This is a genomic window from Pseudomonas sp. NY15364, from assembly GCF_048068235.1.
Lineage (GTDB): Bacteria > Pseudomonadota > Gammaproteobacteria > Pseudomonadales > Pseudomonadaceae > Aquipseudomonas > Aquipseudomonas mendocina_D.
The window spans coordinates 1-22,071 of record NZ_JBLUPX010000028.1; the positions used below are offsets into that span (position 1 = coordinate 1).

Sequence of the window (22,071 nt, forward strand, 5' to 3'; positions counted from 1 at the left end):
CCTGAGCGCTGCACTTTGCATCATTGCACCAGTAAAAACACAAACGCCCCGAATCAATCGGGGCGTTTGTATTGAACCGGTCAGTTCAGAACGTTTTCACACAGTCTGAAACCAGGCGGCATTTTCCTGAGTTGCTCGATGTTAGCCGGGGCAGGGCATTCAGATGCCCATATTGGCCAGGCTCTGCATGATATTGCGCAGGGTGCCGGCGAGGGTGGGGTGGCTGGCCTCGAAACGTTCCACCGCCAGATTGACGCCATCGACCAGCGTGGCGTCGGGCGCTGAGGCGGCTTCACGCGCCAATTGCACTTCGATTTCCTGGGTTAGCAGGTAGAGCGATGCGCGTTCTTCCTCGCTGAGCGGCGTGTCCTGGGCCAGGTGTTGTTGGAGGGCTTCCAGTTGCTGCTGCAGGTCGCTTGCTGGCATAGAGTTCTCCTTTTCGAATCAGCTTAGGCATTGACCCCCAGCTGCGCTGGAAGTTTTCAACCCGTACCTGAAGGTTAATCCAAGCGGGCCGGCTTTGCCTGATCCGAGTCAAAGTCTCAGGGCTTTTCGCCTTTGCTCCGGCGTACGCCGATATCGTCCAGGCTGGCCTCGATTTCTCCCAGGTGATCGACCACCGAATGCACGCCCAGACGATAGAGCAGCAGCGTGGCCTCGGCGCGCAGGTGTTTCTGCTCGCTTGCGTCCAGTGCCTGCCAGTCGGCCAGGGCGTAGCCGCACAGTGGCCCACAGGCGGCCAGGCCGATGGTCCAGCAGCCGGCATTGAGCCCGGCTTGCAGCAATAGCGGATTACCGCTGACGACTACACAACCATCCAGGCGCTCGACGTTCAGCTGGCTCAATGCCTGCCAGCAGCTGTCTGGCGCCGGCCATGGCCTGGCCTGACGCGCCAGCACCGCTTCGATGGACGTGGGTAACGCTTCTGCCAGGCGCAGACTGGCGTCAGCTGGTAGATCGTCCAGCCAGGCGCAGGGCGTGCCATTGGCATGCAGGCTTTGCAGCAACTGTGCAGCACCTGGGGTCAGCTCGGCATGGTCGCCGGCCACCTCGCTCAGCGTCTGCTGTAGCGCTTGCAGTTGTGCTGCGGTTGCCGGCTTGCCTAGCCAGGCATCCAGCGCCTGCTGCGGCGTACCGACGAGGCTTGCGCGCGTGCACTCGGGGTGCAGCCGCTGCAGTGCGACGGGTAGCGTGCGGGCGCCGAAGTCGACCAGGCAGCCGGACAGTTGAAAGATCAGGGCGGTGCAGGGGGAGGGCATGGGATCATCCGTGGCATTGGCCTAGGCCAATCTAGCGCCAGCGGATGACCGTAATGTGACCGCTAGATGACGTCGAACAGAGCGCGTACATGCTCCGGCAGGGCTACCGACTTGCCACTCTCATGGTCGATCCATACCAGTTTGCAGTAACCCTCACCGTAGACCGTGAGCGGGGCTTCGACGGTGCGCAGCCGGTGTTCGATCACCAGGCTGCTGCGCCCAACTGCGCCTGCTCTCAGTTCCACCACCACGGTGGCGGGGTGGATCACCGGTTTCAGATAGGTGTGCTGGGTTTGCAGGACCACCGGGCCGAATGGCACGTTGCTCATGGCTACGCCGGCCAGCTCGAACCAGGCGACACGGGCTTCTTCCAGGTATTGCATGTAGATGATGTTATTGACGTGCCCGTAGCTGTCCATGTCGCCCCAGCGTACGGGGATGTGTGCGGTGTGCAGCAAGGTTTCGTCGGTCATCGCTTTTCTTCGCTATGCTGCCCAATCAGGGCTCCAGGCTTTATACTACGCGGCATTCGGCCCGCTGGCGGTGGCCACATTATTTTCCTCAAGGAGAGATTTAAATGCATGTGATCGGTGCTCGCTGGATCGCGCGCCTGGGTGGCCTGATGGCCCTCGTCGGCCTCAGCCTGCTGCCTGCGATGAGTCAGGCCGCTTCGGAAGAAGATCCTTGGGAAAGTTTCAATCGTCCCATCTTCCGTTTCAACGATACCGTCGATACCTATGCGCTGAAGCCGATCGCCCAGGGTTACCGGGCGGTCACGCCGCAATTTCTCGAAGATGGCGTACACAACGTGTTTGGCAACATCGGCGACGTTGGCAACCTGGCCAACAACCTGCTGCAGGGCAAGCTGCACAACGCCGGCGTCGATACCGGTCGCCTGATCTTCAACACCACCTTCGGTGTGCTGGGCTTCTTCGACGTGGCGAAACACATGGGCCTGCAGAAGAGCAACGAAGATTTCGGTCAGACCCTAGGTGTCTGGGGTTTGGAAAGCGGCCCGTATCTGGTCATCCCGTTTCTTGGCCCAAGCACCGTGCGCGACGCTGCCGGGCGTGTACCGGATAGCTTCCTGACCCCCTATCCGTACATCGACCATGTGCCGACCCGTAACGTCACTCGTGGCGTCCAGGTGCTCGATACCCGGGCCAGCCTGCTGCAGGCCGAGCGCCTGATCAGCGGCGATAAGTACATCTTCATTCGCAACGCCTACTTGCAGAGCCGTGAGTTCAAGGTGAAAGATGGGCAGGTTGAAGACGACTTCTAAGTCCTGATAGATGCAAAAAAGGCGGCTCTAGAGCCGCCTTTTTCGTAAATGCAGATTTCAGCTCATGGATATGATTGCCAAGCCCAGCGATTGACGACCGTCGCCCAGATCGCTGATCCGAACCACTTCGGCCTGGGCGTCGAGGCCGGCGAGTTCGCTGTGTTCTGAAGGGATATGGACCTTGACCTTGTCTCCCATGCTCAAGGCCGCTTCAGCCTCGATTTGCATGCCAGTACTGGAAAGATCCAGGCACAGTGCAGGAATTTCCCGGCCAGCATGATGGAGGACGACTGCAGCTTCCAGTCGCATGCGGATGTAGTCGCGTTTCTCGCTGTACGCTCGATCGTTCTGACTCATGGACCCTGTCCTCTTCTTATGAGCTCTCCCGCGGCTCTTATAACCCTCGTCGATTTGACCTGTAAAGCCGCCGAACGACGACCGGTCCCGGCTTGAATCGGCCGGCAGATGGGAGTACCGTCTGCCCCTTGAAATCGCCCTGGCGCCATAGATGCAGCGCCGCGCCACGGGCAGTGACCAAAAATTGCCCTGGCGCAGTTTGCCTGGATACCCCATGCACAAAACCAGTGCCACTCTGCTGATCATTGACGACGACGATGTCGTACGTGCAAGCCTCGCGGCCTACCTCGAGGACAGCGGCTTCAAGGTGTTGCAGGCCAACAACGGTTTGCAGGGGCTGGAAGTGTTCCAGCAGGAAGGCCCCGACCTGATGATCTGCGACCTGCGCATGCCGCAGGTCGACGGTCTTGAACTGATTCGTCGTATCAACGCACTGGGTGTCGAGGTGCCGGTGATCGTCGTTTCCGGCGCCGGTGTGATGACCGATGCTGTCGAAGCCCTGCGTCTCGGCGCTGCCGATTACCTGATCAAACCTCTCGAAGACCTGGCGGTGCTGGAGCATTCGGTGCGCCGTGCGCTGGACCGTGCGCGTCTGCGCGTCGAGAACCAGCTCTATCGTGAGAAGCTGGAAGCGACCAATCGTGAGCTCCAGGCTAGCCTGCACCTGTTGCAGGAGGACCAGAACGCCGGCCGTCAGGTGCAGATGAACATGCTGCCGGTGACGCCCTGGCAGGCTGACGGCCTGAACTTCGCGCACCAGATCATCCCGTCGTTGTACCTGTCCGGTGACTTCGTCGATTACTTCCGTATCGACGAGCGACGCATCGCGTTCTATCTGGCCGATGTCTCCGGCCATGGTGCGTCGTCGGCATTCGTCACCGTGCTGCTCAAGTTCATGACCACGCGCCTGCTCTACGAGTGGCGGCGTGGCGGCACGTTACCGGAATTCAAACCCTCCGATGTACTCGGCCACATCAATCGCGGGTTGATCAACTGCAAGCTGGGCAAGCACGTGACCATGCTCGGCGGTGTGATCGACGAGGAGAGCGGCATGCTCACCTACAGCATCGGCGGGCATCTGCCGCTGCCGGTGCTGTTCGAGAATGGCCAGGCGCGCTACCTGGAAGGCCGTGGCCTGCCAGTCGGCCTGTTCGAGGAAGCCGAATACGGTGATCTGGAAATGCAGTTGCCAGAGTCTTTCAGCCTGACGCTGCTGTCCGATGGCATTCTCGACCTGCTGCCGGGTGACACGCTGAAAGAGAAGGAATTGGCGTTGCCACAACTGGTTAGCCAGGCTGGCGGTACGCTGGGTGGTTTGCGTCAAGTTCTCGGTCTGGCCAATCTGGGCGAGATGCCGGATGATATCGCCTTGCTGGTGTTGAGCAGGAACCTTGCATGAATCCTGGGATAAGCCCCGGTCGCATCCAATTCGCCGAGCAGGATGGAACCTTCGTCCTGAAGTTTGTCGGTGAAGTCCGTCTGACGTTGTGTTCAGCACTGGATGCCACGATTGAAAAGATTTTCACCGCGTTGAATTTTTCGGCCATCGTCATCGACTTGACCGAAACTCGCAGTATCGACAGCACGACCCTCGGTTTGCTGGCGAAATTGTCCATTCTGTCGCGGCAGAAGGTTGGTCTATTGCCGACCGTTGTCACCACTCACGACGACATCACGCGCCTGCTGGAGTCCATGGGCTTCGACCAGGTGTTCAACATCGTCGATCGGCCAATCCCGTGCCCGGAATGCCTGGATGATCTACCGTCGCAGGATCAATCCGAAGAGGTGGTCAAGGCCAAGGTGCTGGAAGCGCACCGCATCCTGATGGGGCTCAACGACTCCAACCGCGAAGCGTTCCACGACCTGGTCAGTGCGCTCGAACGGCATTGATTGATCGCTTTCCGTAGGGTGCGCTATGCGCACCGATATCTGCCGATAAAGTCGCTGGTGCGCACAACGCGCTCTACTTTCTAACTCGCAATGAAAAGAGGCGTCAGCCAAGCTGACGCCCCCTTTGTCATTCAGGCCTTGGCGGCCAGCAGGGCTTCGAGTTTTTCCTGATCGCGGGCGAACAGGCGGATGCCCTCGGCCAGCTTCTCGGTAGCCATGGCATCCTCGTTCAGGGCCCAGCGGAAGCCGCCTTCATTGAGGCTCTGGCGCGGTTCGCCGGCAGCGCCAGGGGCGAGTTGACGAGTGAGCTGGCCCTCGTCTTCTGCCAACTTCTGCAGCAGTTCGGGGCTGATGGTCAGGCGGTCACAACCCGCCAGGGCTTCGATCTGGCCGATGTTGCGGAAGCTCGCACCCATCACCACGGTGTCGTAGGCATTGGCCTTGTAGTAGTCGTAGATGCGCGTGACCGATTGCACGCCTGGATCTTCGCTGCCGACGAAATCACGGCCCTCGGCCTTCTTGTACCAATCGTAGATGCGCCCCACGAACGGCGAGATCAGGAATATGCCGGCATCGGCGCAGGCCTGCGCCTGGGCGAAGGCGAACAGTAGGGTCAGGTTGGTCTGCACGCCGGCTTTTTCCAGCTGCTCCGCGGCGCGGATGCCTTCCCAGGTCGAAGCGATCTTGATCAGTACGCGCTCGCGGCCAATGCCCGCTTTTTCGTAAAGGCCGATCAGGCGCTCGGCGCGGCGCAGGGTCGCGTCGGTGTCGAACGACAGGCGCGCATCGACTTCGGTGGAAATGCGTCCCGGGATGACCTTGAGGATCTCCTGGCCGACGGCGACCGCGAAATGATCGCAGGCCAGCCCCAGGTCACCCTTGCCAGCACTCATGGCCTGATTCAGCAGATCGGCATAGCGAGGAAGGGCTGCCGCCTTGAGCAGCAGAGAGGGGTTGGTGGTGGCATCCACCGGTTGCAGGCGAGCGATTGCGTCTAGGTCACCGGTGTCGGCGACTACGGTAGTGAACTGCTTGAGTTGTTCCAGCTTGGAGGTCATGACGAGGCCTTGTCGTTGCAGATGGCATGACCTTACCCGAGGCGCAGCGGGCGCTCAACGGTCGGGTCACTGACAATATTTACCTTTTCGGGCTGCGCTTTTTACCGGCTCGTTCGTCTTTATCTATAACGGTGCTTAAGAACGTGCCGAAGTCGGTGGAGTCCGACTGTAGACGAGCTGCCAAGGAGCCCGAATATGTCGACCCAAACCCAGCTTTCTCGTTCAGTTTCCGCTGGCCTGGATACGCGTCAGTGTCGTGAGTGGCTACAGGCCGCCGGGCTGCGCTTCAGCATGCCCCGGCTCAAGGTGGTGGAGGCGCTGTGCAGCGCCAATGACGAGCAGGGAATATCCGCGCGCGCACTCCACCAGCAATTGAATGAGGCCGGCGAACCACTGTCGCTGGTCAGCGTGCGCCAGGTGCTGCGGCGTATGGAGGAGAATGGCCTGGTGCAGACGACGGGGCGTAGCCGCTATCGCCTGAGCGCGCCGGATCAATGACCGCGTAGCAGTTCGGCTGCCTGATCGAGCAGCGCCAGCGGGTCTTGCACCTTGTGAATGTCCACCGACAGCAGCTGGCGGAAACGTCGGGCACCGGGGAAGCCCTGGGCCAGGCCCAGTACGTGACGGCTGACGTGATGCAGGGTGCCGCCCTCGCGTAGGTGCTGCTCGACGTAGGGTTTGAGTGCGAGCAGAGCGTCCATGCGGGAAATACCCGTGTCTGCGGCGCCGAACAGGCGGCTGTCCACCTGCGCCAGCAGATAGGGGTTGTGATAGGCCTCGCGGCCGAGCATCACGCCATCGAAGGTCTGCAAGTGCTGCTCGCATTCCTCGAGGGTCTTGATGCCGCCGTTGAGGATGATCTCCAGATCTGGGAAGTCCTGCTTGATCTGCGCGGCGATGTCGTAGCGCAGCGGCGGAATCTCACGGTTTTCCTTCGGTGACAGGCCTTCGAGGATGGCGATGCGCGCATGCACGGTGAAGCTGCGGCAGCCGGCATCGCGCACCTGGCCGACGAAATCGCACAGTTCGGCGTAGCTGTCACGGCCATTGATGCCGATGCGGTGCTTGACCGTCACCGGGATACTCACGGCGTCCTGCATGGCCTTCACGCAGTCGGCGACCAGCGCCGGATGGCCCATCAGGCAGGCGCCGATCATGTTGTTCTGCACCCGGTCGCTGGGGCAGCCGACGTTCAGGTTCACTTCGTCATAGCCATGTTCTTCGGCCATCTTCGCGCAGGTCGCCAGGTCCTGCGGGTTGCTGCCGCCCAACTGCAGGGCAATCGGATGTTCGCACTCGCTGTAACGCAGGAAACGCTCGCGGTCGCCATGGATCAGCGCGCCGGTGGTGACCATCTCGGTGTAGAGCAGGGCATGACGCGACAGCTGACGGAGAAAGAACCGGCAGTGACGGTCCGTCCAATCCATCATCGGGGCGACGGAAAAGCGGCGGGAAAGGGCGAGGCGGTTGGAATCCTGGGACATGGGACGCTGTGACGGGCTGAAAAAGGCTGCTTATTCTAACAGCAAGCCCGCGCGGGACGGGCTTTTGTTGCCGGCCATAGGAGGGCTTTTGTACCAATGTGTCGGCTTGTCTAGGCCCAAAGCAGCATTGCCGGACCGTGGTGCAAGGGGCACGCTTGGCGGCAAGCTGCCCAGAGAACCATCAATGTCTGATCAAGCTCCCGTTACCCGGCGACTGGCCAATGGCGCCGAGCTGCGAGCGCAGCAGCAGCCCTGGGCGCAGCAGGTAGGGTTGTGTCTGCGTGTGGCCGCCGGCAGTCATGACGAGCCGCAGGCCTATCCGGGCCTGGCGCACTTTCTCGAACATCTGCTGTTTCTTGGTAGCCGCGATTACCCGGTCGACCAGGGGTTGATGGCTTTCGTCCAGCGCCATGGCGGGCTGGTCAATGCCTCGACTCAGGCGCGTTACACCGATTTCGTCTGCGAGGTGCCGGCCGAGTTGCTGCAGCCAGCGCTGACACGTCTGCTGGATATGCTTGGCCAGCCTTTGCTGGCGATCGACGCGCAGCTGCGTGAGCGCGAGGTGCTGCACGCCGAATACCAAGCACGCAGCCAGGATGCCGACAGTCGCATCGATCATGCGCTGGGCCAGGCGCTAGCCGCTGGGCATCGCTGCGGCGCGTTCCTGGCCGGTGATCGCAGCACGCTGGCTGTGGAATCTGCGGAATTTCAGCGGGCGCTGCGTGATCATCACCAACGTCACTACCAGGCTCGGCATATGAGCCTGACCCTGGTCGGGCCACAACCGGCCGAGCAGTTGCTGGATATCGCCGAGGCGCTGCTTGGAGCGTTGCCGGCAGGCGAGGGCGACGCCTGTTCCGCTCCGCCGCCGGACCTGCTGCCGCTGCGAGCGCCGTGCCTGCATCTGCAACACAGTCGCTCTGGTGTGTACCTGGGGCTTGCCGTGCAGCTCGACACCCGCGACCTGAACGCATCGTTGGATCTGTTGCTGGATGCCTTGCAGGACCCTACGCCCGGCGGCTTGCTCGACGGCTTGCGCGCGATGCAATTGTGCCGGCAGTTGCAGGCGCGGGTGCTGTATCAGCACGGTGGGCAATGCCTGCTGCGTCTGGACTTTCCTGGCGCCAGCGCGGAGCAGGGCGCCTCAGTGCGCGCCGCCGTGCAGAGTTGGGCCGCGCAGTTGCAGGGCGATACAGATTGGTCATTGCGACTGCAGCACCAGCAGCAGGCAGCAACGCTCAGGTTGCTTGGGCTCAGCCCGTTGGCGGCGGCCAGGGAACTGCAGTCGTCTGCTCAGGACGATAGCCATACCTTGCACGACCTGAATGCCGTGCTGGCTCGCCTGGCTCGCGGTGATGGGCTGATCGAACTGCAGTGCTGCGAGCAGGCGCAGCCGCCGTGGCCGGCAATTGGATTGGATTTGCCATTGCAGGCCTTGCCGATGCCATCGCCAACCCCAATTTCGAACCATCCCTGGCGGCTGCCTGGCAATGATCCGTTGCTGGCCGGCGCTGCCGTGGCATCGGCCGTTTTGCCATTGGCCGCGCTACGACATCATCCGGGGCAGGTGGAGGGTGGGCCGGCTGCGCTTTACTGGCGTGGCCCTCGTGCGGCGGCGGGCGACGCTGCGGCCATCGAAGCGGGATTGCTGGCGCGCAGCGCCGATCTGCGCTGGCGCGGTGAGCGGCTTGGCATCGCCTGCCAGCTGAGCGTACAAGCTGCTGGCTGGAGTCTCTCATTGCGCGGGCCGGCACCACTATTGCCGACCTTCAGTGCTTTGCTGGTACCGCTACTGTTGGCCGCGCGGGATGAACCAGTCGAGCCCGATTCCCAGGGCATGTTGTTGCGGGCGCTGCTGCAACGTTTGCCGCAGCTCTGCGAACTACCTAAGACCTCTCGACTGGAAGGGCTGAGTGTTGGGCTTGGGGCGCGCGAGCAGGCGCAGTTGAATGAGTCGTGCATGGCTGTCGAGGCGCTTACGGATCTGTCGCCCGCGTCGTGTATCGAGACTGGAGTCGACTGGCACCAGGTCGCGCAGCCAAGTGCGGATGCCGCGTTGCTGTTGTTCTGTCCCTTGCCTGCCGTCGATGCCTGCACCGAGGCTGCCTGGCGTCTGCTTGGCCAGGTGTTGCAGGGGCGTTTCTATCAGCGCCTGCGTGGTGAGCTGCAACTGGGTTACGCGCTGTTCGCCGGTTTCCGTCAGGTCGAGGGTTGCCGGGGCCTGTTGTTTGCCCTGCAGTCACCCGTCTGCGAGGCGGCCGGTATCTTCGAGCATATCCGCGTCTTTCTGGGCGAGCAGCGTCAGTTGCTCGCAGCACTGGACGATACGGCCGTGTCGCGGTATCGCGATGCCTTGCTGCCAGCGCTGAGCCCGGCCAAGGCCAATCTGCCGCGTGCCGAGCAGCTATGGCAGCTGCATCTGGCAGGCTTGCCCGAGGTGCACCTGCAACGGGTGCAGCAAGCGTTGGTGGCCCTGACCGCGAACGATCTGCTCCTGGCACATGAGCAGCTGCTAGGCGCCCGCGACTGGCGCGTACTCGCCAGCGGAGCACCGTCGCCGGCCTAACTACACCGTTTTCCTCCCGCTCTCCATTCTGATATGCAGGCCTGGGCGTTTTGCGTCTGCCTGCAGACGTTTGCCGATTTCCCTTTTCACAGCGCTTTGCGTGCGCGTCTACGCCCTAGGGCTGGCCCGGTACTACGACCTTTCTCCCGCTACCGGTAGCAAGTCGGTCGCGAGCCGGCGGGAGCGGGCCGGTAGCGCCCGGCCAAAGCAGCAGTGAATCGCTGCCAAGGCAGCGTATGGCCCGCCGGACCTGCTTTCGATAATCGCCTCCGACACGACTGCCCCGGCGGTCGCCACTCAAGCGGAGAGCGTTATGCACAACAACAAGATCGCCATCACTCGATTTCTGCCCCTGACCCTGGCTACGGCCGTCGCCCTGGCGACTGCGCAGCAGGCCGCCGCCGAGATCGTCCTGTACGACAAGGACGACACCACTTTCTCCACCGACGGCTACATCAACGCCTTCTACGTCAACAGCGACGTGGACCGTGATGGCGAGCAGTTCGACCGCCGTCAATCGCGGGTGAAGATGGGCTTTCTGCCCAACTGGATCGGCTTCAACTTCGGCAAGCAGATCGATGATCTGAAGCTGACCGGCCGCTCGTCCTTCTGGGTCACCATCAACGACAGCGAAACCAATGGCACCGATACTGCCATCGACGTCCGTCAGTTCTACGGCACCGTTTCCAGCCCGGAGTGGGGCGAAGTGCTGGTGGGCAAGGACTTCGGCCTGTTCTCGCGCTCCAATATCTTCCTCGATGAGCTGCTGGCCGGGTACGGCAACGTCTCCGACACCCTGGGCCTGGTGGACGGCAACGGCGTGTCCTTCGGCAATATCGGCACCGGCTACCCGTATCCGTTCCCGACCTCGCAGATCACCTACCGCAACAACAACCTGGCCGAAGGCCTGCGTGTGGCGGTGGGCATCATGGACCCGGTCGACACCAACGACGACAGCCCGACCGGCAAGGCCTACCAGGAAAACCCGCGCTTCGAATCGGAAGTCAGCTACCAGTTCGATCTGGGCGGTTCGACCATCTACACCTGGGTCAACGGTGCCTACCAGACCTCCGAGAACACCGACGACACCGTCGACAAGGTCACCTCCAAGGGCCTCGGCTATGGCGTGCAGGCCAAGTTCGGCGGCCTGTCGCTGACTGGTTCGGGCTTCCAGGCCAAGGGCATCAACCCGTTCTTCACCAACAACCTGGGCGAGCCGACCCTGCGTGACATCGACAGTGACGGCTACCTGCTGCAGGGATCCTACACCTGGGGCAAGAACCGCGTGGCGCTGTCCTATGGCAAGACCGAGGACGACGGCAACGGCCTGGGCGTGGCAGCGGACTACGAGACTCGTGGCATCGCCTACTTCCGCACCATCAACGACAACCTCAAGCTGGTCGCCGAGTACAACCAGTACCAGATCGACGCCGCCGCTGGCAGTGGTCTGAACGAGGACACCGACACCTTCGCCGTGGGTGCGGTACTCAGTTGGTAAGCCACATGGCTTGCGGACGACGGGAGGCCCATGGGTCTCCCGTTCTTTTATGAATCGAAAGGAAGAATTCAATGATCGGACTCTGGAGCGAATCGGCTCAAACCTATCTGCTGGTGCTGGCGATCAGCACCACGCTGGTCTTCGCGCTCCCCATCTTCCTCCTGCCGCTGACCTGGGCGCGCCTGATGCGCTGGCGCATCCCGCAGGACATCGACCTCGCGGTGTACTTCGGGCGCTGCCTGGGCGCCTTCATCCTGATCGTCGAGGCGCTGATGCTGCGCGCCGCGCTGACTGGTGAAGCGCTGCACACCACCTTCGAGGTTTTGGCCGCGGTGGCCCTGCTGATGATGCTGGTGCATGTGCATGGCGCGATCAAGCGTATCCAGCCGTGGACGGAAACCCTGGAGATCGGCTTCTACGCCGGGATGTTCGTGTTGACCCTGATGTTCTGGCCGGCTCTGTAAGAGCGATGGCGCGCATGCGCAGCAGCAGTTCCCCGTTCATGAAGACGCCCGGATGAAATCCGGGATCGCATCCCTCGATTGCCCTTGGCGCCGCCGTACTGCTTCGCGAGTACGTCCTACGGATCTACTACCCAGTACTCAAGTAGCATGGGGCGGGCAGCGCCGGCTTCGTAGAATTTCCCCATGATCAGCACGTGAATTGGGGCGTGATATGGCCTTGGAACAGTCGGAGGGCGTGCTTAGCGCCGTCTCCAGCACGAAGGATGTGGAATTGGCCGCTCAGGAACTGGCACGCCAGCTGATCCATCCCTATCTCGGCTTCGTGCTGTTCTTCTGCTCGGCCGAGTACGATCTCGACGGTCTGGGCCAGGCGCTGGAGGCCCATTTCGGCGGTGTCAGCCTGGTCGGCTGCACCAGCGCCGGCGAAATCACCCCGCAGGGCTACGACCGTGGTTGCGTGGTGGCACTGGGATTCGACCTGCGCTGTTTCTCCATCGCCAGCGTACTGATCGACGAGATGGAGCGCTTCAATCTGCTCGATGCGCAGCAATTGGTCGATGGTCTGGTCAAGAATTGCCGCAGCAACGAGCTGGCCTCGATCAAGGGTCACAGCTTCGCCCTGACCCTGCTCGACGGTCTTTCCAGCCGCGAAGAACTGGTTCTAGGCGCACTCAGCGCGGCGCTGGGCAGCATCCCGCACTTCGGCGGCTCGGCCGGTGACGACAATCACCTGACCCATACCCACGTCTATCACGGCGGGCGCTTCCACAGCGGTGCGGCGGTGGTGGTGCTGTTCAACACCTGGCTGGAGTTCGAGGTGTTCAGCACCCATCACATCCAGCCCAGTGCGGAAAAGCTGGTGGTGACCCGCGCCGACAGCGCCACGCGCCGGGTGTACGAACTCAATGCCGCACCGGCCGCGCAGGAATATGCCGAGCTGATCGGTGTGCCGGTCGAGGCGCTGGATCTGCGCGCGTTCGCCGCCTATCCGCTGGCAGTGCGAATCAGCGATCACTACTACGTGCGTTCGATCCAGCAGGTGCACGACGACCTCAGTCTGACCTTCTACTGCGCGGTGGAGAACGGCATCGTCCTTACCGCCATGCACCCCGGGCCCTTGCTGCCGAACCTTGCGCAGCTGTTCGCCGGACTGGAGCAGCGCCTCGGTCCTCTGCTGCTGACCATCGGCTGCGACTGCTTCCTGCGCCGCCTGGAGATCGAGAACGATGGCGGCGTCGAGTCGGTCGCCACACTGCTGCGCCAGCAGCGGGTGATCGGCTTCAACACCTACGGAGAGCAGTTCAATGGCATGCACATCAACCAGACCTTTACCGGTGTCGCCATTGGCCGACCTGTTGGGCGTGCCGAGCGCTGAGCTGCAGGCACGCTGTACGGCGCTGGAGCAGGAGAACGCCAAGCTCAGGCGCATCAACGCCGCGCTGATCGAGCGGGTCGAGTCGATCCATTCCCGTGGCGATGACGCCTACGCGGCCTTCCAGCATTCGGTGGTGCTGTCCGAACAGGTGCGCGAGCGCACCGACGCGCTGAACCAGGCGATGGCCGAACTGAAATCCAGCAACCAACTGCTCAGCGATGCGCGCTTGCGGGCCGAGACCGCGCACCAGCATTTGATCGACGCCATCGAGAGCATTTCCGACGCCTTCGTGCTGTTCGATGATCGCCAGCGCATCGTGCTGTTCAACAGTCGCTTCAAGGCGCTGTGGGCGCGCAGCCGCGCGCGCATCGGCACCGGTACGCGGCTGGAGGAGATTCGCCGGCTGAGCCGCAGCACCGGCCTGGTGGTGGAGGCGCAGCTGGGCAAGGAGGGCGAGCCGAGCCTGTTCCGCCTGCAGGACGGGCGCTGGGTCCAGGTCAGCGAGCGGCCGACCCGCGAGGGCGGGCTGGTGATCCTCTATACCGACATCACCGAGGTGAAGCAGAGCGAGGCGCTACGCCGCGAGCAGGCCCTGGCGCAGAAGTCGCGCCTGCTGCAGCGCGCGGTCGACAACCTGTCGCAGGGCATGGCCATGGTCAATGCCGAGGGCGCGCTGGAATTGTGGAACCACCGTTTCCTCGAACTCTGCGGGCTGGCGCCGATCAACGCCCATCGGCCGTTCGCCGAAGTGATGGAGGAAAGCGAACTTGAGCCGCTGACCCCGGACAGCCGCGACGCCAGCGGCAAACCGCTGCGCCAGGTGGAGGTGCGTCTGTTCGACGGGCGCATGCTGGAAGTGCGTACTCATCCGCTGCCCACCGGCGGCTTCGTCAATACCTTCACCGATATCACCGAGCGCCATCGCCAGGCCCAGGCGCTGAGCGACAGCGAGCGCTGGATTCGCCTGATCACCGACCACGTGCCGGCGCTGATCGCCTATCTGTCAGCCGATCTGGTCTACGAATTCACCAATAAGGTCTACGAGGAATGGTACTGCTGGCCACGCGGTGCGATGCTCGGCCAGAGCCTGCGCGAAGTACACAGCGAGGAGCATTGCCAGCGCCTGGAGCCCTACGTCGAACTGGCGCTGTCCGGCGAGAGCGTGACCTTCGAATTCGCCGAAACCAACCACAACGGCCAGGAGCGCTACATGTTGCGTTCCTACGTGCCCAACCGTCAGGCCAGTGGTGAGGTGGTCGGCATCTTCGTGCTGATCCGCGATATCACCGAGCGTCGCCGCACCGCCGAGGCGTTGCACCAGGCCTATCAACACCTGGAACAGCGCGTGCGCGAGCGCACCGCCGAGCTGACCACGGTGAACGACCAGCTGCGCCGCGAGATCGACGAGCGCACGCAGATGGAAGCGCGCCTGCGTGATGCCAAGGGCGAGGCCGAGCAGGCCAACCTGTCCAAGACCAAGTTCCTCGCCGCGGTCAGCCATGACCTGCTTCAGCCGCTCAATGCCGCGCGGCTGTTCACCAGTGCCTTGTTGGAGAAACGCGACCTGTCAGGCTGTGCGCCGCTGGTGCGCAACGTCAGCAACTCGCTGGAAGACGTGGAAAGTCTGCTCGGCACGCTGGTGGACATTTCCAAGCTCGATGCCGGGGTGATCAAGCCTGATATCGCACCATTCGCCGTCAGCGAGCTGCTGGAGAACCTGGCCGCCGAGTATCACCAGATCGCCCGCAGCGAAGGCCTGCGCCTGGATTACCTGCCCAGCTCGGCCCTGGTGCGCAGCGACGTGCAACTGCTGGCGCGGATCCTGCGCAACTTCCTCAGCAACGCCATTCGCTACACCGCCAGCGGGCGCATCCTGCTGGGCTGTCGACGGCGCGGCAACAGCCTGTCCATCGAAGTCTGGGACACCGGCATCGGTATCGCCCAGGACAAGCTGGTGGAGATTTTCCAGGAGTTCAAACGCGGTGATAACGTGCAGCGCAAGCAGGATCGCGGTCTGGGTCTGGGCCTGGCGATCGTCGAGAAGATTGCGGGCATGCTCGGCCATCGCATCCGCGTAGCGTCGCAGCAGGGCAGGGGCTCGATGTTTGCCGTTGAGGTGCCGCTTACCCGCCGCGCGCCGCGTGTGCGTGCCGTGCAGGACAGCCCGGATATGTTGCTCGAACGCCTCAGCGGCGCGCGGGTCTGGGTGCTGGATAACGACGCGGCGATCTGCGCCGGCATGCGCACCCTGCTCGAAGGCTGGGGCTGCCGGGTGGTGACTGCGCTGAGTGAAGAAGACCTGGCGTGCCAGGTGGACAACTACCACGCCGAAGCCGACCTGCTGATCGCCGACTACCACCTCGACGACGAGCGCAATGGCGTCGACGCCGTGGCGCAGATCAACGCCCGACGCAGTACGCCGCTACCGGCGCTGATGATCACCGCCAACTACAGCAACGAGCTCAAGCAGCAGATGCGCGAGCTGGGCCATAGCCTGCTGCACAAACCGGTGCGGCCGATGAAGCTGAAGGCGGCGATGAGTCATTTGATGGAGCGTGGGGCAGGGGCTTGAAATCCGGTGCGCACGGCACACCCTACGGTTTACCCGAGCGAGCAGAGCGCAGGAGCTGTAGGGTGGATGTCGCTTTTTACATCCACCGCAGCGGTGGATCGGTACAGCGTGATCCACCCTACGACACTGCGTCGATCCTCCTGTAGGGTGCGCTGCGCGCACCGAGGCGAGCCCGTAGCCCGGATGCAATCCGGGAACGATCACGCCGTTCTACCCCGGATTTCATTCGGGCTACGATAAGGGCGCCTCGTCAGTCATCCGCGATCAGTCGCTTGCCCAGGCTTACCGAGGCGTCGATCTTGTAGCCAAGCCGCTCGTAGAAGGCTAATGCCGCTGCGTTGGTGTCGCGCACCTGCAGGCTGAGCTTGGGGCAGCCCAAAGCGAGCAACTGTTCTTCGATATACGTCATCAACTGACGGGCCAGGCCCTGCTGGCGTTGCTCGGGGCACACCGCCAGGTAGTTGACCCAGCCGCGATGGCCTTCATAACCGGCCATGGCCGAGGCCACCAGCTTGCCGTCGATCTCACCCACCAGAAACAGCTCGGGCTGAACCTGCAGCTTGCGCTGGATGTCCTTGTGCGGGTCGTTCCACGGGCGGGTCAGGTCGCAGCGTTGCCAGAGATCAATGACGGCGGCTTCGTCAGCGAGCCGGAAGGGGCGGATGTGCATGGTGGACTCCAATCGGTGAGGCCGCCGTTGTAGCACGGCTTGATGACGGGAGTCAGGACAACCTCGTCCGTCACTCCCGCGAAGGCGGGAGCCCAGGTGCTTCTCGGGTTCTGGCTTCCCGCCTGCGCGGGAACGACAGCTAACCTGTCGGACGCTAGCGCCGCAGATAGGAGGCGAAATCGATATCGCCCGCCGAGAGAATCGCCTGCACGCGGTTATGCACGCCCAGCTTGCGCAGGATGGCCGAGACGTGGGCTTTGACCGTGGTTTCAGCGATATCCAGGCTGTAGGCGATCTGCTTGTTCGACTCGCCCTTGGTCATCCGCTCGAGCACCAACAGTTGCTTGCGCGTCAGCGCCTGCAGCAGCTCCGGGGCGATACTGTGGTTGTCGTGGTGCTGCCGTGAACTGCCGCTTTTCTGCGAACGGATGATGTCCGGCGGTAGATAAACGTTGCCGTCGAGAATCTGCGCGATGGCGTCGGTCATCTGCGCGCGTGGCGAGGACTTGGTGATGAAACCCACCGCACCATAGGTGATGGCCTGCAGCACGATCTGCTTGTCCTGCTCGGCGGAGACGATCACCACCGGGATGGTCGGCGCCTCGTTGCGCAGGTTCATCAGCCCGCCCAGGCCGTGCATGCCGGGCATGTTCAGGTCGAGCAGGATCAGGTCCAGATCGTCGTGGCTCTGGGTCAGCTCCAGGGCGCTGTCCAGGTCGGCGGTTTCCATGATCTCGCTGCCGGGAAACCCGTCGGCGATGACGTTATGGATGGCTTCACGAAACAGCGGATGGTCGTCGGCAATCAGAATCTTGTACATGGCCTTGCACCTCGTTGTTGTGATTATGGTGTGGCAGTGGGCGTGAGGAAAGCAGCAGGCAGTTCGGCGGGTTGAGCGGGTACCAGGGGCAGGCCGGCCTGTTCCCAGGCATCGACGCCGTCACGGTACCAGTAGAGCTGGCGATAGCCCATGGCATGGGCGCGGCGCGCGGCGTTCCAGCTCAGCCAGCAGTCGGAGCGGCAGTAGAATACGAAGGGCTGGCGCACGTCGCCACGGCTCTGCTGGTGCAGGTAGTGGGTGAAGTAGCGCTGCCATTGCGGGGCCAGGTTGCCGTCGCCGACGTTGGCCAGCCACAGGCTGCCGGGCAGGTTCGAGTGGGGCGCGTCCTCGACGAAGCGGTCCTGCACGAAGGGGCGTCGATAAACGTCGATCAGGCGGGTGTCCGGGCGCTCTGCAAGGAGCTTTTGCAGGGCGGGAGTATCGACGATCTGTACGCCTTCCAGGCTGGACGGCGTGGGACTGCGGTACTGGCTGCTGCGATAGCCGTCGGCATCGAACAGCTCTTCGGCACGCACGACGCAGACCAACAGCAGGGAGGCTAGCATCAGGCCTGCTTGCACGGGCAGACGGTACTTCATGGCAAGGTCTCTACTTATTTTTGTAGCGGTATTACAGGCCATGGTCGCGGGCTTGGGAATTCTACGTTGGAGAGGAAAACCAGTACCAAAGTAGTAGGGCGGTCAGTGGGTAGGGTGGGTGCAACCCGCCGCCGCGCCATTGGCGGGTTGCGCCCGCCCTACGGATACGTTGATTGCTCCCACGCAAAGCGTGGGAACGATCATGCTCAGCCCGCCTTGCGCAGCGCCGCGTGCTGCGGGTTGAAGCTGACCACAGCGAACAGCGTCAGTAATACCGTCAGGCCGGCGCAGATCAGCAGTGCCTCGATATGCAGGCGCAGGTACAGCGCGTTGCGCACCAGCTCAACGGCATGGGTGAAGGGGTTGGCCGCGCACAGCCAGTACAGCCACTCGCTGGACTCGCGCATCTTCCACAGCGGGTACAGCGCCGACGACAGGAAGAACATGGGGAAGATGACGAAATTCATCACCCCGGCGAAGTTCTCCAACTGCCGAATGCCGTTGGACAGCAGCAAGCCCAGCGCACTGAGCAGCAGCGCCACCAACAGTAGTGTCGGCAGCGCCGCGAGCAGGCCCCAGGCCGGTGGTTGCACGCCATAGACCCAGGCGATGGCGAGGAAGGCATAGACCTGCAGCAGCGAGATCAGCGCCGTGGCCAGCAGCTTGGCCACCAGCAGGAAGGCGCGCGGCAGCGGGCTGGTGAGCAGCACGCGCATGCTGCCCATCTCGCGGTCGTAGACCATCGACAGCGAGCCCTGCATGCCGTTGAACAGCAGGATCATGCAGGCCAGGCCCGGCACGATATAGGTGTCGTAGGTGATGTAGGTGTCGTACGGCTCGATGATGGCGATGCCCAGGGCGGCGCGAAAGCCGGCGGCGAACACCAGCAGCCACAGCAGCGGGCGCACCAGGGCGCTGAGAAAGCGCGAGCGCTGCAACACGAAGCGCAGCCATTCGCGCAGGACGATGCCACGCAGGCATTCCCAGTAGGCCGTCATCAGCTAGCTCCTCGCGTAGGGTGCGCGGTGCGCACCGGGGCCGTTTCATCATCGCCAACTTCGCCGGCACGCTTCGGTCGCAGCGCCTCGCGCACATGGCCACGGCCAAGCGCCTCGTCGCCGGTGAGGCGGGCGAAGCTGATGGCCAGGTCGTCGCCGAACTGGCTGGCCTTGCCCCAAGCCACGCGCGCGCCGCGATGCAGGATCAGCAGGTCGTCGCTGGACTCGATCTCATCCAGCAGGTGAGTCGTCCACAACACGCACAAATCCTGCTCGCGGCACAGGTTGCGCACATGTCGGCCCAGCGCCAGGCGGCTGGCTGGGTCGAGCCCGGCGCTGGCTTCATCGAGCAGCAGCAGGCGCGGCTGGTGGAGCAGGGCGCGGGCAATTTCCACACGGCGACGGTGGCCGCCGTTGAGCGTGCGCACCTTGTCGTGACGGCGCTCAGCGAGATCCTGGCGCAACAGCTCCTCGTCGATACGCGCCTGCGCCTCGCGACGGGGCATACCATGCAGCGCGGCATGATAGGCGAGGTTCTGTTGCACCGACAGGTCGAGATCCAGCGTGCTCTGCTGGAACACCACACCCAACTGGCGCAGCGCCTGGCGCGGTTCGTCGCGCAGGCTGTGGCCGAAGATGCGGATGTCGCCTTGCTGCAGGTCGTACAGGCGGGTGAGCAGGGCGATCAGCGTGGATTTGCCGGCACCGTTGGGGCCGAGCAGGGCGCCGAAGCGCCCCGGCGCCAGCTCGAAGGCCAGGTCATGGAGCGCCTGGCGGGCGCCATAGGCGAAACCGACGCCGCTCACCTCCAGCGCATTCATGGCGTCACCACCACGCCCCAGGGGTAGCGGCCAACCTTGATCGACTTGGTCACCTTGAGCGTATCGACGTCGATCACCGAGACATCGCCGCTGACTCCGTTGGTGGTCAGCAGGCGCTTCTGATCCGGGGTGAACGCCAGGTGCCAGACGCGCCGGCCGACCAGCAGGTAGTCGAGAATCTCGTAGGTCTTGGCATCCACCACCGCCACATGGTTGGCCGGGCCGAGGGCTACGAAGGCGTACTTGCCGTCGTCGGTGAGCTTGACCCCGACCGGTTGCACCTTGTCCGGGTGCACGCCCTTGATGGCGAAGTTGAGCACCTTGAGCACCTGGCGCGAGTCGACGTCCAGCACCGTCACCGTGCCGCCGATCTCGGCTGAGGCCCACAGGCGCTTGCCGTCCTTGTCGAATTCGACGTGACGCGGGCGCTGGTCGACCAGGGTGTTGTCCACCAGTTGATTGGTGCTGGTATCGATCCAATGCAGCATGTTGGTGGTTTCGCTGGTGTTGACCGCCCACTTGCCGTCGGGACTCACCGCCATGCCTTCGGGCTCCACGCCGACTTCGATCTGCGCCAGCACTTCGTCGCTCTGGGTATCGACCACCGTGACCAGGGCATCGTCCTCGTTGGAGATATACAGCCAGCGGTCATTGGGATGCAGGGCGAACTGCTCGGGGTCGGCGCCGGAGGGCAGCTCCTTGATGATCTTGCGCGTGGCCAGATCCATCACCTGCACGCGATCCGAGTCGCTGGCGCAGATGTACAAAAGCTTGTTGTCGGAAGACAGCAGCAACCCGCGCGGGCGCATGCCGACATCGAGGGTGGCGGTGACTTCCAGGCTGTCGAGGTCGATGACGCTGATGCTGTCATCCTTCTCGTTGGACACGTAGGCAGTGGCGGCGAAGGCTGAGTGGCAGGCCAGGCCGAAGGCGACGGCGCAGGCAAGACGGGTCAGGTGCATGGGGTTGATCCTCTTGTTGTTGTCGGGGCGAAGGCGTTGGCCTGTGCGCGTGCTCCCCTCTCCCATTTATGGGAGAGGGGTTGGGGGAGAGGGCTGAAATTACCCCTCTCCCTAGCCCTCTCCCCGGAGGGGCGAGGGGACAGAATTTCTTTGCCTGCGGCCATCTCCTTCCACTGGGCAATCGTGCTGAATACTGAGCCGCTAAGGCGTCCCCGCCAGATCACAGCCAACCTCGGGCCGGTCGTAACCAAGGCTGTCCATCTCGTTGCTGGGATGGAGAAAACCATCCTGCGGCGAGGTGCTGACCAGGGCGCGTGGATGCACCAGAGGAATAGGTTGGCGCAGCTCGCCGTTCCACGGGCGGAAGCTCAGCTTGCGGCCCTTGAAGCCGTCCAGCGGCAGTTGTTCGTTCAGCAGCAGGTGACGAATGCCCTGCGGCTCGGCGGTGCGCTGCTTGGTGACGGCCGTGGCCAAGCTGCGCACGGCCATCCAGGCGGCGAAGTCGCGGTCGTTCATCCAGCGTCCGGCCAGCTCCTCGAAGCGTTTCTGCAGCTGCGCGGCGCCAAAGGTTTCCACTGTTTTGTGCCAGGCGGTCGGGGTAAGGCCCTGGGTTCCGGCCACCGGGCGCGGGTACCAGGTGTTGTAGGGCAGGTATTCGCCGAAGTCGCCGCGCTCGTCGGCTACCAACACCACGTCGTACTCGCTGGCCTGGGTGAACAGAGGCATTTCCGCCTGGGCGCTGCGGCGCTGGTCGTTGTCGAAGCTCCAAGGCTTTTCGGCGACGATCTTGTGGCCGAAGCGTTTCGCGGCGCGCTTGAGCGCGTCGGCGTAGGCGATGTCGTCCTCGGTGCTGCCGGTGACCAGCAGCCAGCGTGTCCATTTGCGCACGGCGAGAAACTGCGCCAGGGCGTCGGCCAGCATGGCGCGGCTGGGCAGGGTGTGCAGCACGTTGCCCAGGCATTGCTCGCGGCGCAGGCCGTCGTCGGCGCTGCCGGCGTTGAGCAGCAGGCTGTCCGGCAGGCGCTCGCTGAGCTGGCGCAGGGTGGCGGCCGGGGCATTGACTACGAACAGGCGAATGCCGGCCTGATGCTGTTGTTCGGCGGCGGCGAGCAGCTCCGTTGCATCCTCGCTCTCGGCGCTTTGCAGTTCGAACTTCTGCTTGAGGAAGCGCCCGGTGCTGTTGCTATCGATGATCGCCAGCTCCGCGCCGCGGCGGCCGGCGTCCAGCGGTTCGGGGATGACGTTGGACAGCAAAGGCCCGCGTGGTGGTTGATGAGCCAGGTAGCCGATGCGCACCTGCAGCTCGTTCGCGCTGGCTTCGGCCACCAAGCTGAATATGGCAGCGAGACAGAACAACAGGCGGCAACTGATCCGGTGCATGGGACGACTCCTGCAG

22 protein-coding genes are annotated in these 22,071 nt (G+C 63.2%); 9 read left to right on the plus strand and 13 right to left on the minus strand.

Annotated features, from left to right (window positions below):
* Positions 1-159: 159 nt before the first annotated feature.
* The 3 genes from ACNFCJ_RS19225 to ACNFCJ_RS19235 all read right to left on the minus strand — a co-directional run bounded on the left by ACNFCJ_RS19225 (position 160) and on the right by ACNFCJ_RS19235 (position 1,732).
* Positions 160-426, minus strand: coding sequence for a DUF4404 family protein (locus ACNFCJ_RS19225; protein ID WP_021490580.1), 267 nt, complete (start codon positions 424-426; stop codon positions 160-162).
* A 116-nt stretch (positions 427-542) separates the two neighbouring features.
* The gene (locus tag ACNFCJ_RS19230) at positions 543-1,259 is read right to left on the minus strand and encodes an HAD family phosphatase (RefSeq protein WP_416773092.1); all 717 of its coding nucleotides are present in this window, start codon (positions 1,257-1,259) and stop codon (positions 543-545) included.
* A 62-nt stretch (positions 1,260-1,321) separates the two neighbouring features.
* Positions 1,322-1,732: an acyl-CoA thioesterase gene (locus tag ACNFCJ_RS19235; protein ID WP_416773094.1), complete on the minus strand. Its 411-nt coding sequence runs from the start codon at positions 1,730-1,732 to the stop codon at positions 1,322-1,324.
* Positions 1,733-1,836: 104 nt separating this feature from the next.
* Here ACNFCJ_RS19235 and ACNFCJ_RS19240 point away from each other — a divergent pair, with 104 nt between their 5' ends.
* Positions 1,837-2,541 (plus strand): VacJ family lipoprotein, encoded by a 705-nt coding sequence (locus tag ACNFCJ_RS19240; RefSeq protein WP_128578485.1) that lies wholly within the window; start codon positions 1,837-1,839, stop codon positions 2,539-2,541.
* A 57-nt stretch (positions 2,542-2,598) separates the two neighbouring features.
* On the opposite strand, the gene ACNFCJ_RS19245 is transcribed toward ACNFCJ_RS19240, so the two are convergent.
* Positions 2,599-2,898, minus strand: coding sequence for a PilZ domain-containing protein (locus ACNFCJ_RS19245; RefSeq protein ID WP_143507045.1), 300 nt, complete (start codon positions 2,896-2,898; stop codon positions 2,599-2,601).
* A gap of 214 nt (positions 2,899-3,112) precedes the next feature.
* Between ACNFCJ_RS19245 and rssB the strand changes: the two genes are divergently transcribed.
* Both rssB and rssC read left to right on the plus strand, forming a co-directional pair.
* The gene (rssB, locus tag ACNFCJ_RS19250; protein ID WP_125836675.1) at positions 3,113-4,297 is read left to right on the plus strand and encodes a two-component system response regulator RssB; all 1,185 of its coding nucleotides are present in this window, start codon (positions 3,113-3,115) and stop codon (positions 4,295-4,297) included.
* Between the two features lie 8 nt (positions 4,298-4,305).
* Positions 4,306-4,788 (plus strand): anti-sigma factor antagonist RssC, encoded by a 483-nt coding sequence (gene rssC / locus ACNFCJ_RS19255; protein WP_024308595.1) that lies wholly within the window; start codon positions 4,306-4,308, stop codon positions 4,786-4,788.
* Positions 4,789-4,919: 131 nt separating this feature from the next.
* Here rssC and tal read toward each other — a convergent pair whose 3' ends face one another.
* Positions 4,920-5,846: a transaldolase gene (gene tal / locus ACNFCJ_RS19260; protein WP_143507049.1), complete on the minus strand. Its 927-nt coding sequence runs from the start codon at positions 5,844-5,846 to the stop codon at positions 4,920-4,922.
* Between the two features lie 195 nt (positions 5,847-6,041).
* On the opposite strand from tal, the gene ACNFCJ_RS19265 reads away from it, so the two are divergent.
* The gene (locus tag ACNFCJ_RS19265) at positions 6,042-6,344 is read left to right on the plus strand and encodes a winged-helix domain-containing protein (RefSeq protein WP_021490573.1); all 303 of its coding nucleotides are present in this window, start codon (positions 6,042-6,044) and stop codon (positions 6,342-6,344) included.
* On the opposite strand, the gene dusA is transcribed toward ACNFCJ_RS19265, so the two are convergent.
* The gene (gene dusA, locus ACNFCJ_RS19270) at positions 6,338-7,330 is read right to left on the minus strand and encodes a tRNA dihydrouridine(20/20a) synthase DusA (protein WP_416773096.1); all 993 of its coding nucleotides are present in this window, start codon (positions 7,328-7,330) and stop codon (positions 6,338-6,340) included. The two genes, ACNFCJ_RS19265 and dusA, sit on opposite strands and share 7 nt — an antisense overlap.
* Positions 7,331-7,514: 184 nt before the next feature.
* Here dusA and pqqF point away from each other — a divergent pair, with 184 nt between their 5' ends.
* The 5 genes from pqqF to nahK all read left to right on the plus strand — a co-directional run bounded on the left by pqqF (position 7,515) and on the right by nahK (position 15,805).
* Positions 7,515-9,896 (plus strand): pyrroloquinoline quinone biosynthesis protein PqqF, encoded by a 2,382-nt coding sequence (gene pqqF / locus ACNFCJ_RS19275; RefSeq protein ID WP_416773097.1) that lies wholly within the window; start codon positions 7,515-7,517, stop codon positions 9,894-9,896.
* Between the two features lie 313 nt (positions 9,897-10,209).
* Positions 10,210-11,394, plus strand: coding sequence for a porin (locus tag ACNFCJ_RS19280; RefSeq protein ID WP_013716061.1), 1,185 nt, complete (start codon positions 10,210-10,212; stop codon positions 11,392-11,394).
* A 71-nt stretch (positions 11,395-11,465) separates the two neighbouring features.
* Complete coding sequence (locus tag ACNFCJ_RS19285; RefSeq protein WP_115291331.1) at positions 11,466-11,858, plus strand: hypothetical protein; 393 nt, start codon at positions 11,466-11,468, stop codon at positions 11,856-11,858.
* A 211-nt stretch (positions 11,859-12,069) separates the two neighbouring features.
* Complete coding sequence (gene nosP / locus ACNFCJ_RS19290) at positions 12,070-13,233, plus strand: nitric oxide-sensing protein NosP (RefSeq protein ID WP_099523026.1); 1,164 nt, start codon at positions 12,070-12,072, stop codon at positions 13,231-13,233.
* A complete protein-coding gene (gene nahK / locus ACNFCJ_RS19295; protein ID WP_416773099.1) occupies positions 13,163-15,805 on the plus strand; it encodes a hybrid sensor histidine kinase/response regulator NahK/ErcS' in 2,643 nt (880 codons plus the stop codon). Before nosP ends, nahK begins: the two co-directional genes overlap by 71 nt.
* Before the next feature lie 250 nt (positions 15,806-16,055).
* Here nahK and ACNFCJ_RS19300 read toward each other — a convergent pair whose 3' ends face one another.
* From ACNFCJ_RS19300 to ACNFCJ_RS19330, 7 genes are all read right to left on the minus strand, one after another.
* Complete coding sequence (locus tag ACNFCJ_RS19300) at positions 16,056-16,475, minus strand: GNAT family acetyltransferase (protein ID WP_416773101.1); 420 nt, start codon at positions 16,473-16,475, stop codon at positions 16,056-16,058.
* 154 nt (positions 16,476-16,629) lie between these two features.
* The gene (locus tag ACNFCJ_RS19305; protein WP_017363255.1) at positions 16,630-17,295 is read right to left on the minus strand and encodes a response regulator transcription factor; all 666 of its coding nucleotides are present in this window, start codon (positions 17,293-17,295) and stop codon (positions 16,630-16,632) included.
* A gap of 23 nt (positions 17,296-17,318) precedes the next feature.
* A complete protein-coding gene (locus tag ACNFCJ_RS19310; protein ID WP_416773102.1) occupies positions 17,319-17,894 on the minus strand; it encodes a PQQ-dependent catabolism-associated CXXCW motif protein in 576 nt (191 codons plus the stop codon).
* 206 nt (positions 17,895-18,100) lie between these two features.
* On the minus strand, positions 18,101-18,892 hold the full coding sequence (locus tag ACNFCJ_RS19315; protein ID WP_416773104.1) for an ABC transporter permease: 792 nt from the start codon (positions 18,890-18,892) through the stop codon (positions 18,101-18,103).
* Entirely contained in the window at positions 18,892-19,713 is an 822-nt protein-coding gene (locus ACNFCJ_RS19320; protein ID WP_416773105.1) for an ABC transporter ATP-binding protein, read from the minus strand. The genes ACNFCJ_RS19315 and ACNFCJ_RS19320 overlap by 1 nt, the downstream gene beginning before the upstream one ends.
* Positions 19,710-20,675: a YVTN family beta-propeller repeat protein gene (locus ACNFCJ_RS19325; protein ID WP_416773106.1), complete on the minus strand. Its 966-nt coding sequence runs from the start codon at positions 20,673-20,675 to the stop codon at positions 19,710-19,712. The genes ACNFCJ_RS19320 and ACNFCJ_RS19325 overlap by 4 nt, the downstream gene beginning before the upstream one ends.
* Before the next feature lie 201 nt (positions 20,676-20,876).
* On the minus strand, positions 20,877-22,055 hold the full coding sequence (locus ACNFCJ_RS19330; protein ID WP_416773108.1) for an ABC transporter substrate-binding protein: 1,179 nt from the start codon (positions 22,053-22,055) through the stop codon (positions 20,877-20,879).
* Positions 22,056-22,071: the final 16 nt, after the last annotated feature.

Excerpts from the sequence above, each read along its gene's own strand:
- ACNFCJ_RS19225 (WP_021490580.1), bottom strand. The coding sequence starts at position 426 with ATGCCAGCAAGCGACCTGCAGCAGCAACTGGAAGCCCTCCAACAACAC.
- ACNFCJ_RS19230 (WP_416773092.1), bottom strand. The coding sequence starts at position 1,259 with ATGCCCTCCCCCTGCACCGCCCTGATCTTTCAACTGTCCGGCTGCCTG.
- ACNFCJ_RS19235 (WP_416773094.1), bottom strand. The coding sequence starts at position 1,732 with ATGACCGACGAAACCTTGCTGCACACCGCACACATCCCCGTACGCTGG.
- ACNFCJ_RS19240 (WP_128578485.1), top strand. The coding sequence starts at position 1,837 with ATGCATGTGATCGGTGCTCGCTGGATCGCGCGCCTGGGTGGCCTGATG.
- ACNFCJ_RS19245 (WP_143507045.1), bottom strand. The coding sequence starts at position 2,898 with ATGAGTCAGAACGATCGAGCGTACAGCGAGAAACGCGACTACATCCGC.
- rssB (WP_125836675.1), top strand. The coding sequence starts at position 3,113 with ATGCACAAAACCAGTGCCACTCTGCTGATCATTGACGACGACGATGTC.
- tal (WP_143507049.1), bottom strand. The coding sequence starts at position 5,846 with ATGACCTCCAAGCTGGAACAACTCAAGCAGTTCACTACCGTAGTCGCC.
- ACNFCJ_RS19265 (WP_021490573.1), top strand. The coding sequence starts at position 6,042 with ATGTCGACCCAAACCCAGCTTTCTCGTTCAGTTTCCGCTGGCCTGGAT.
- dusA (WP_416773096.1), bottom strand. The coding sequence starts at position 7,330 with ATGTCCCAGGATTCCAACCGCCTCGCCCTTTCCCGCCGCTTTTCCGTC.
- pqqF (WP_416773097.1), top strand. The coding sequence starts at position 7,515 with ATGTCTGATCAAGCTCCCGTTACCCGGCGACTGGCCAATGGCGCCGAG.
- ACNFCJ_RS19280 (WP_013716061.1), top strand. The coding sequence starts at position 10,210 with ATGCACAACAACAAGATCGCCATCACTCGATTTCTGCCCCTGACCCTG.
- ACNFCJ_RS19285 (WP_115291331.1), top strand. The coding sequence starts at position 11,466 with ATGATCGGACTCTGGAGCGAATCGGCTCAAACCTATCTGCTGGTGCTG.
- nosP (WP_099523026.1), top strand. The coding sequence starts at position 12,070 with ATGGCCTTGGAACAGTCGGAGGGCGTGCTTAGCGCCGTCTCCAGCACG.
- nahK (WP_416773099.1), top strand. The coding sequence starts at position 13,163 with ATGGCATGCACATCAACCAGACCTTTACCGGTGTCGCCATTGGCCGAC.
- ACNFCJ_RS19300 (WP_416773101.1), bottom strand. The coding sequence starts at position 16,475 with ATGCACATCCGCCCCTTCCGGCTCGCTGACGAAGCCGCCGTCATTGAT.
- ACNFCJ_RS19305 (WP_017363255.1), bottom strand. The coding sequence starts at position 17,295 with ATGTACAAGATTCTGATTGCCGACGACCATCCGCTGTTTCGTGAAGCC.
- ACNFCJ_RS19310 (WP_416773102.1), bottom strand. The coding sequence starts at position 17,894 with ATGAAGTACCGTCTGCCCGTGCAAGCAGGCCTGATGCTAGCCTCCCTG.
- ACNFCJ_RS19315 (WP_416773104.1), bottom strand. The coding sequence starts at position 18,892 with ATGACGGCCTACTGGGAATGCCTGCGTGGCATCGTCCTGCGCGAATGG.
- ACNFCJ_RS19320 (WP_416773105.1), bottom strand. The coding sequence starts at position 19,713 with ATGAATGCGCTGGAGGTGAGCGGCGTCGGTTTCGCCTATGGCGCCCGC.
- ACNFCJ_RS19325 (WP_416773106.1), bottom strand. The coding sequence starts at position 20,675 with ATGCACCTGACCCGTCTTGCCTGCGCCGTCGCCTTCGGCCTGGCCTGC.
- ACNFCJ_RS19330 (WP_416773108.1), bottom strand. The coding sequence starts at position 22,055 with ATGCACCGGATCAGTTGCCGCCTGTTGTTCTGTCTCGCTGCCATATTC.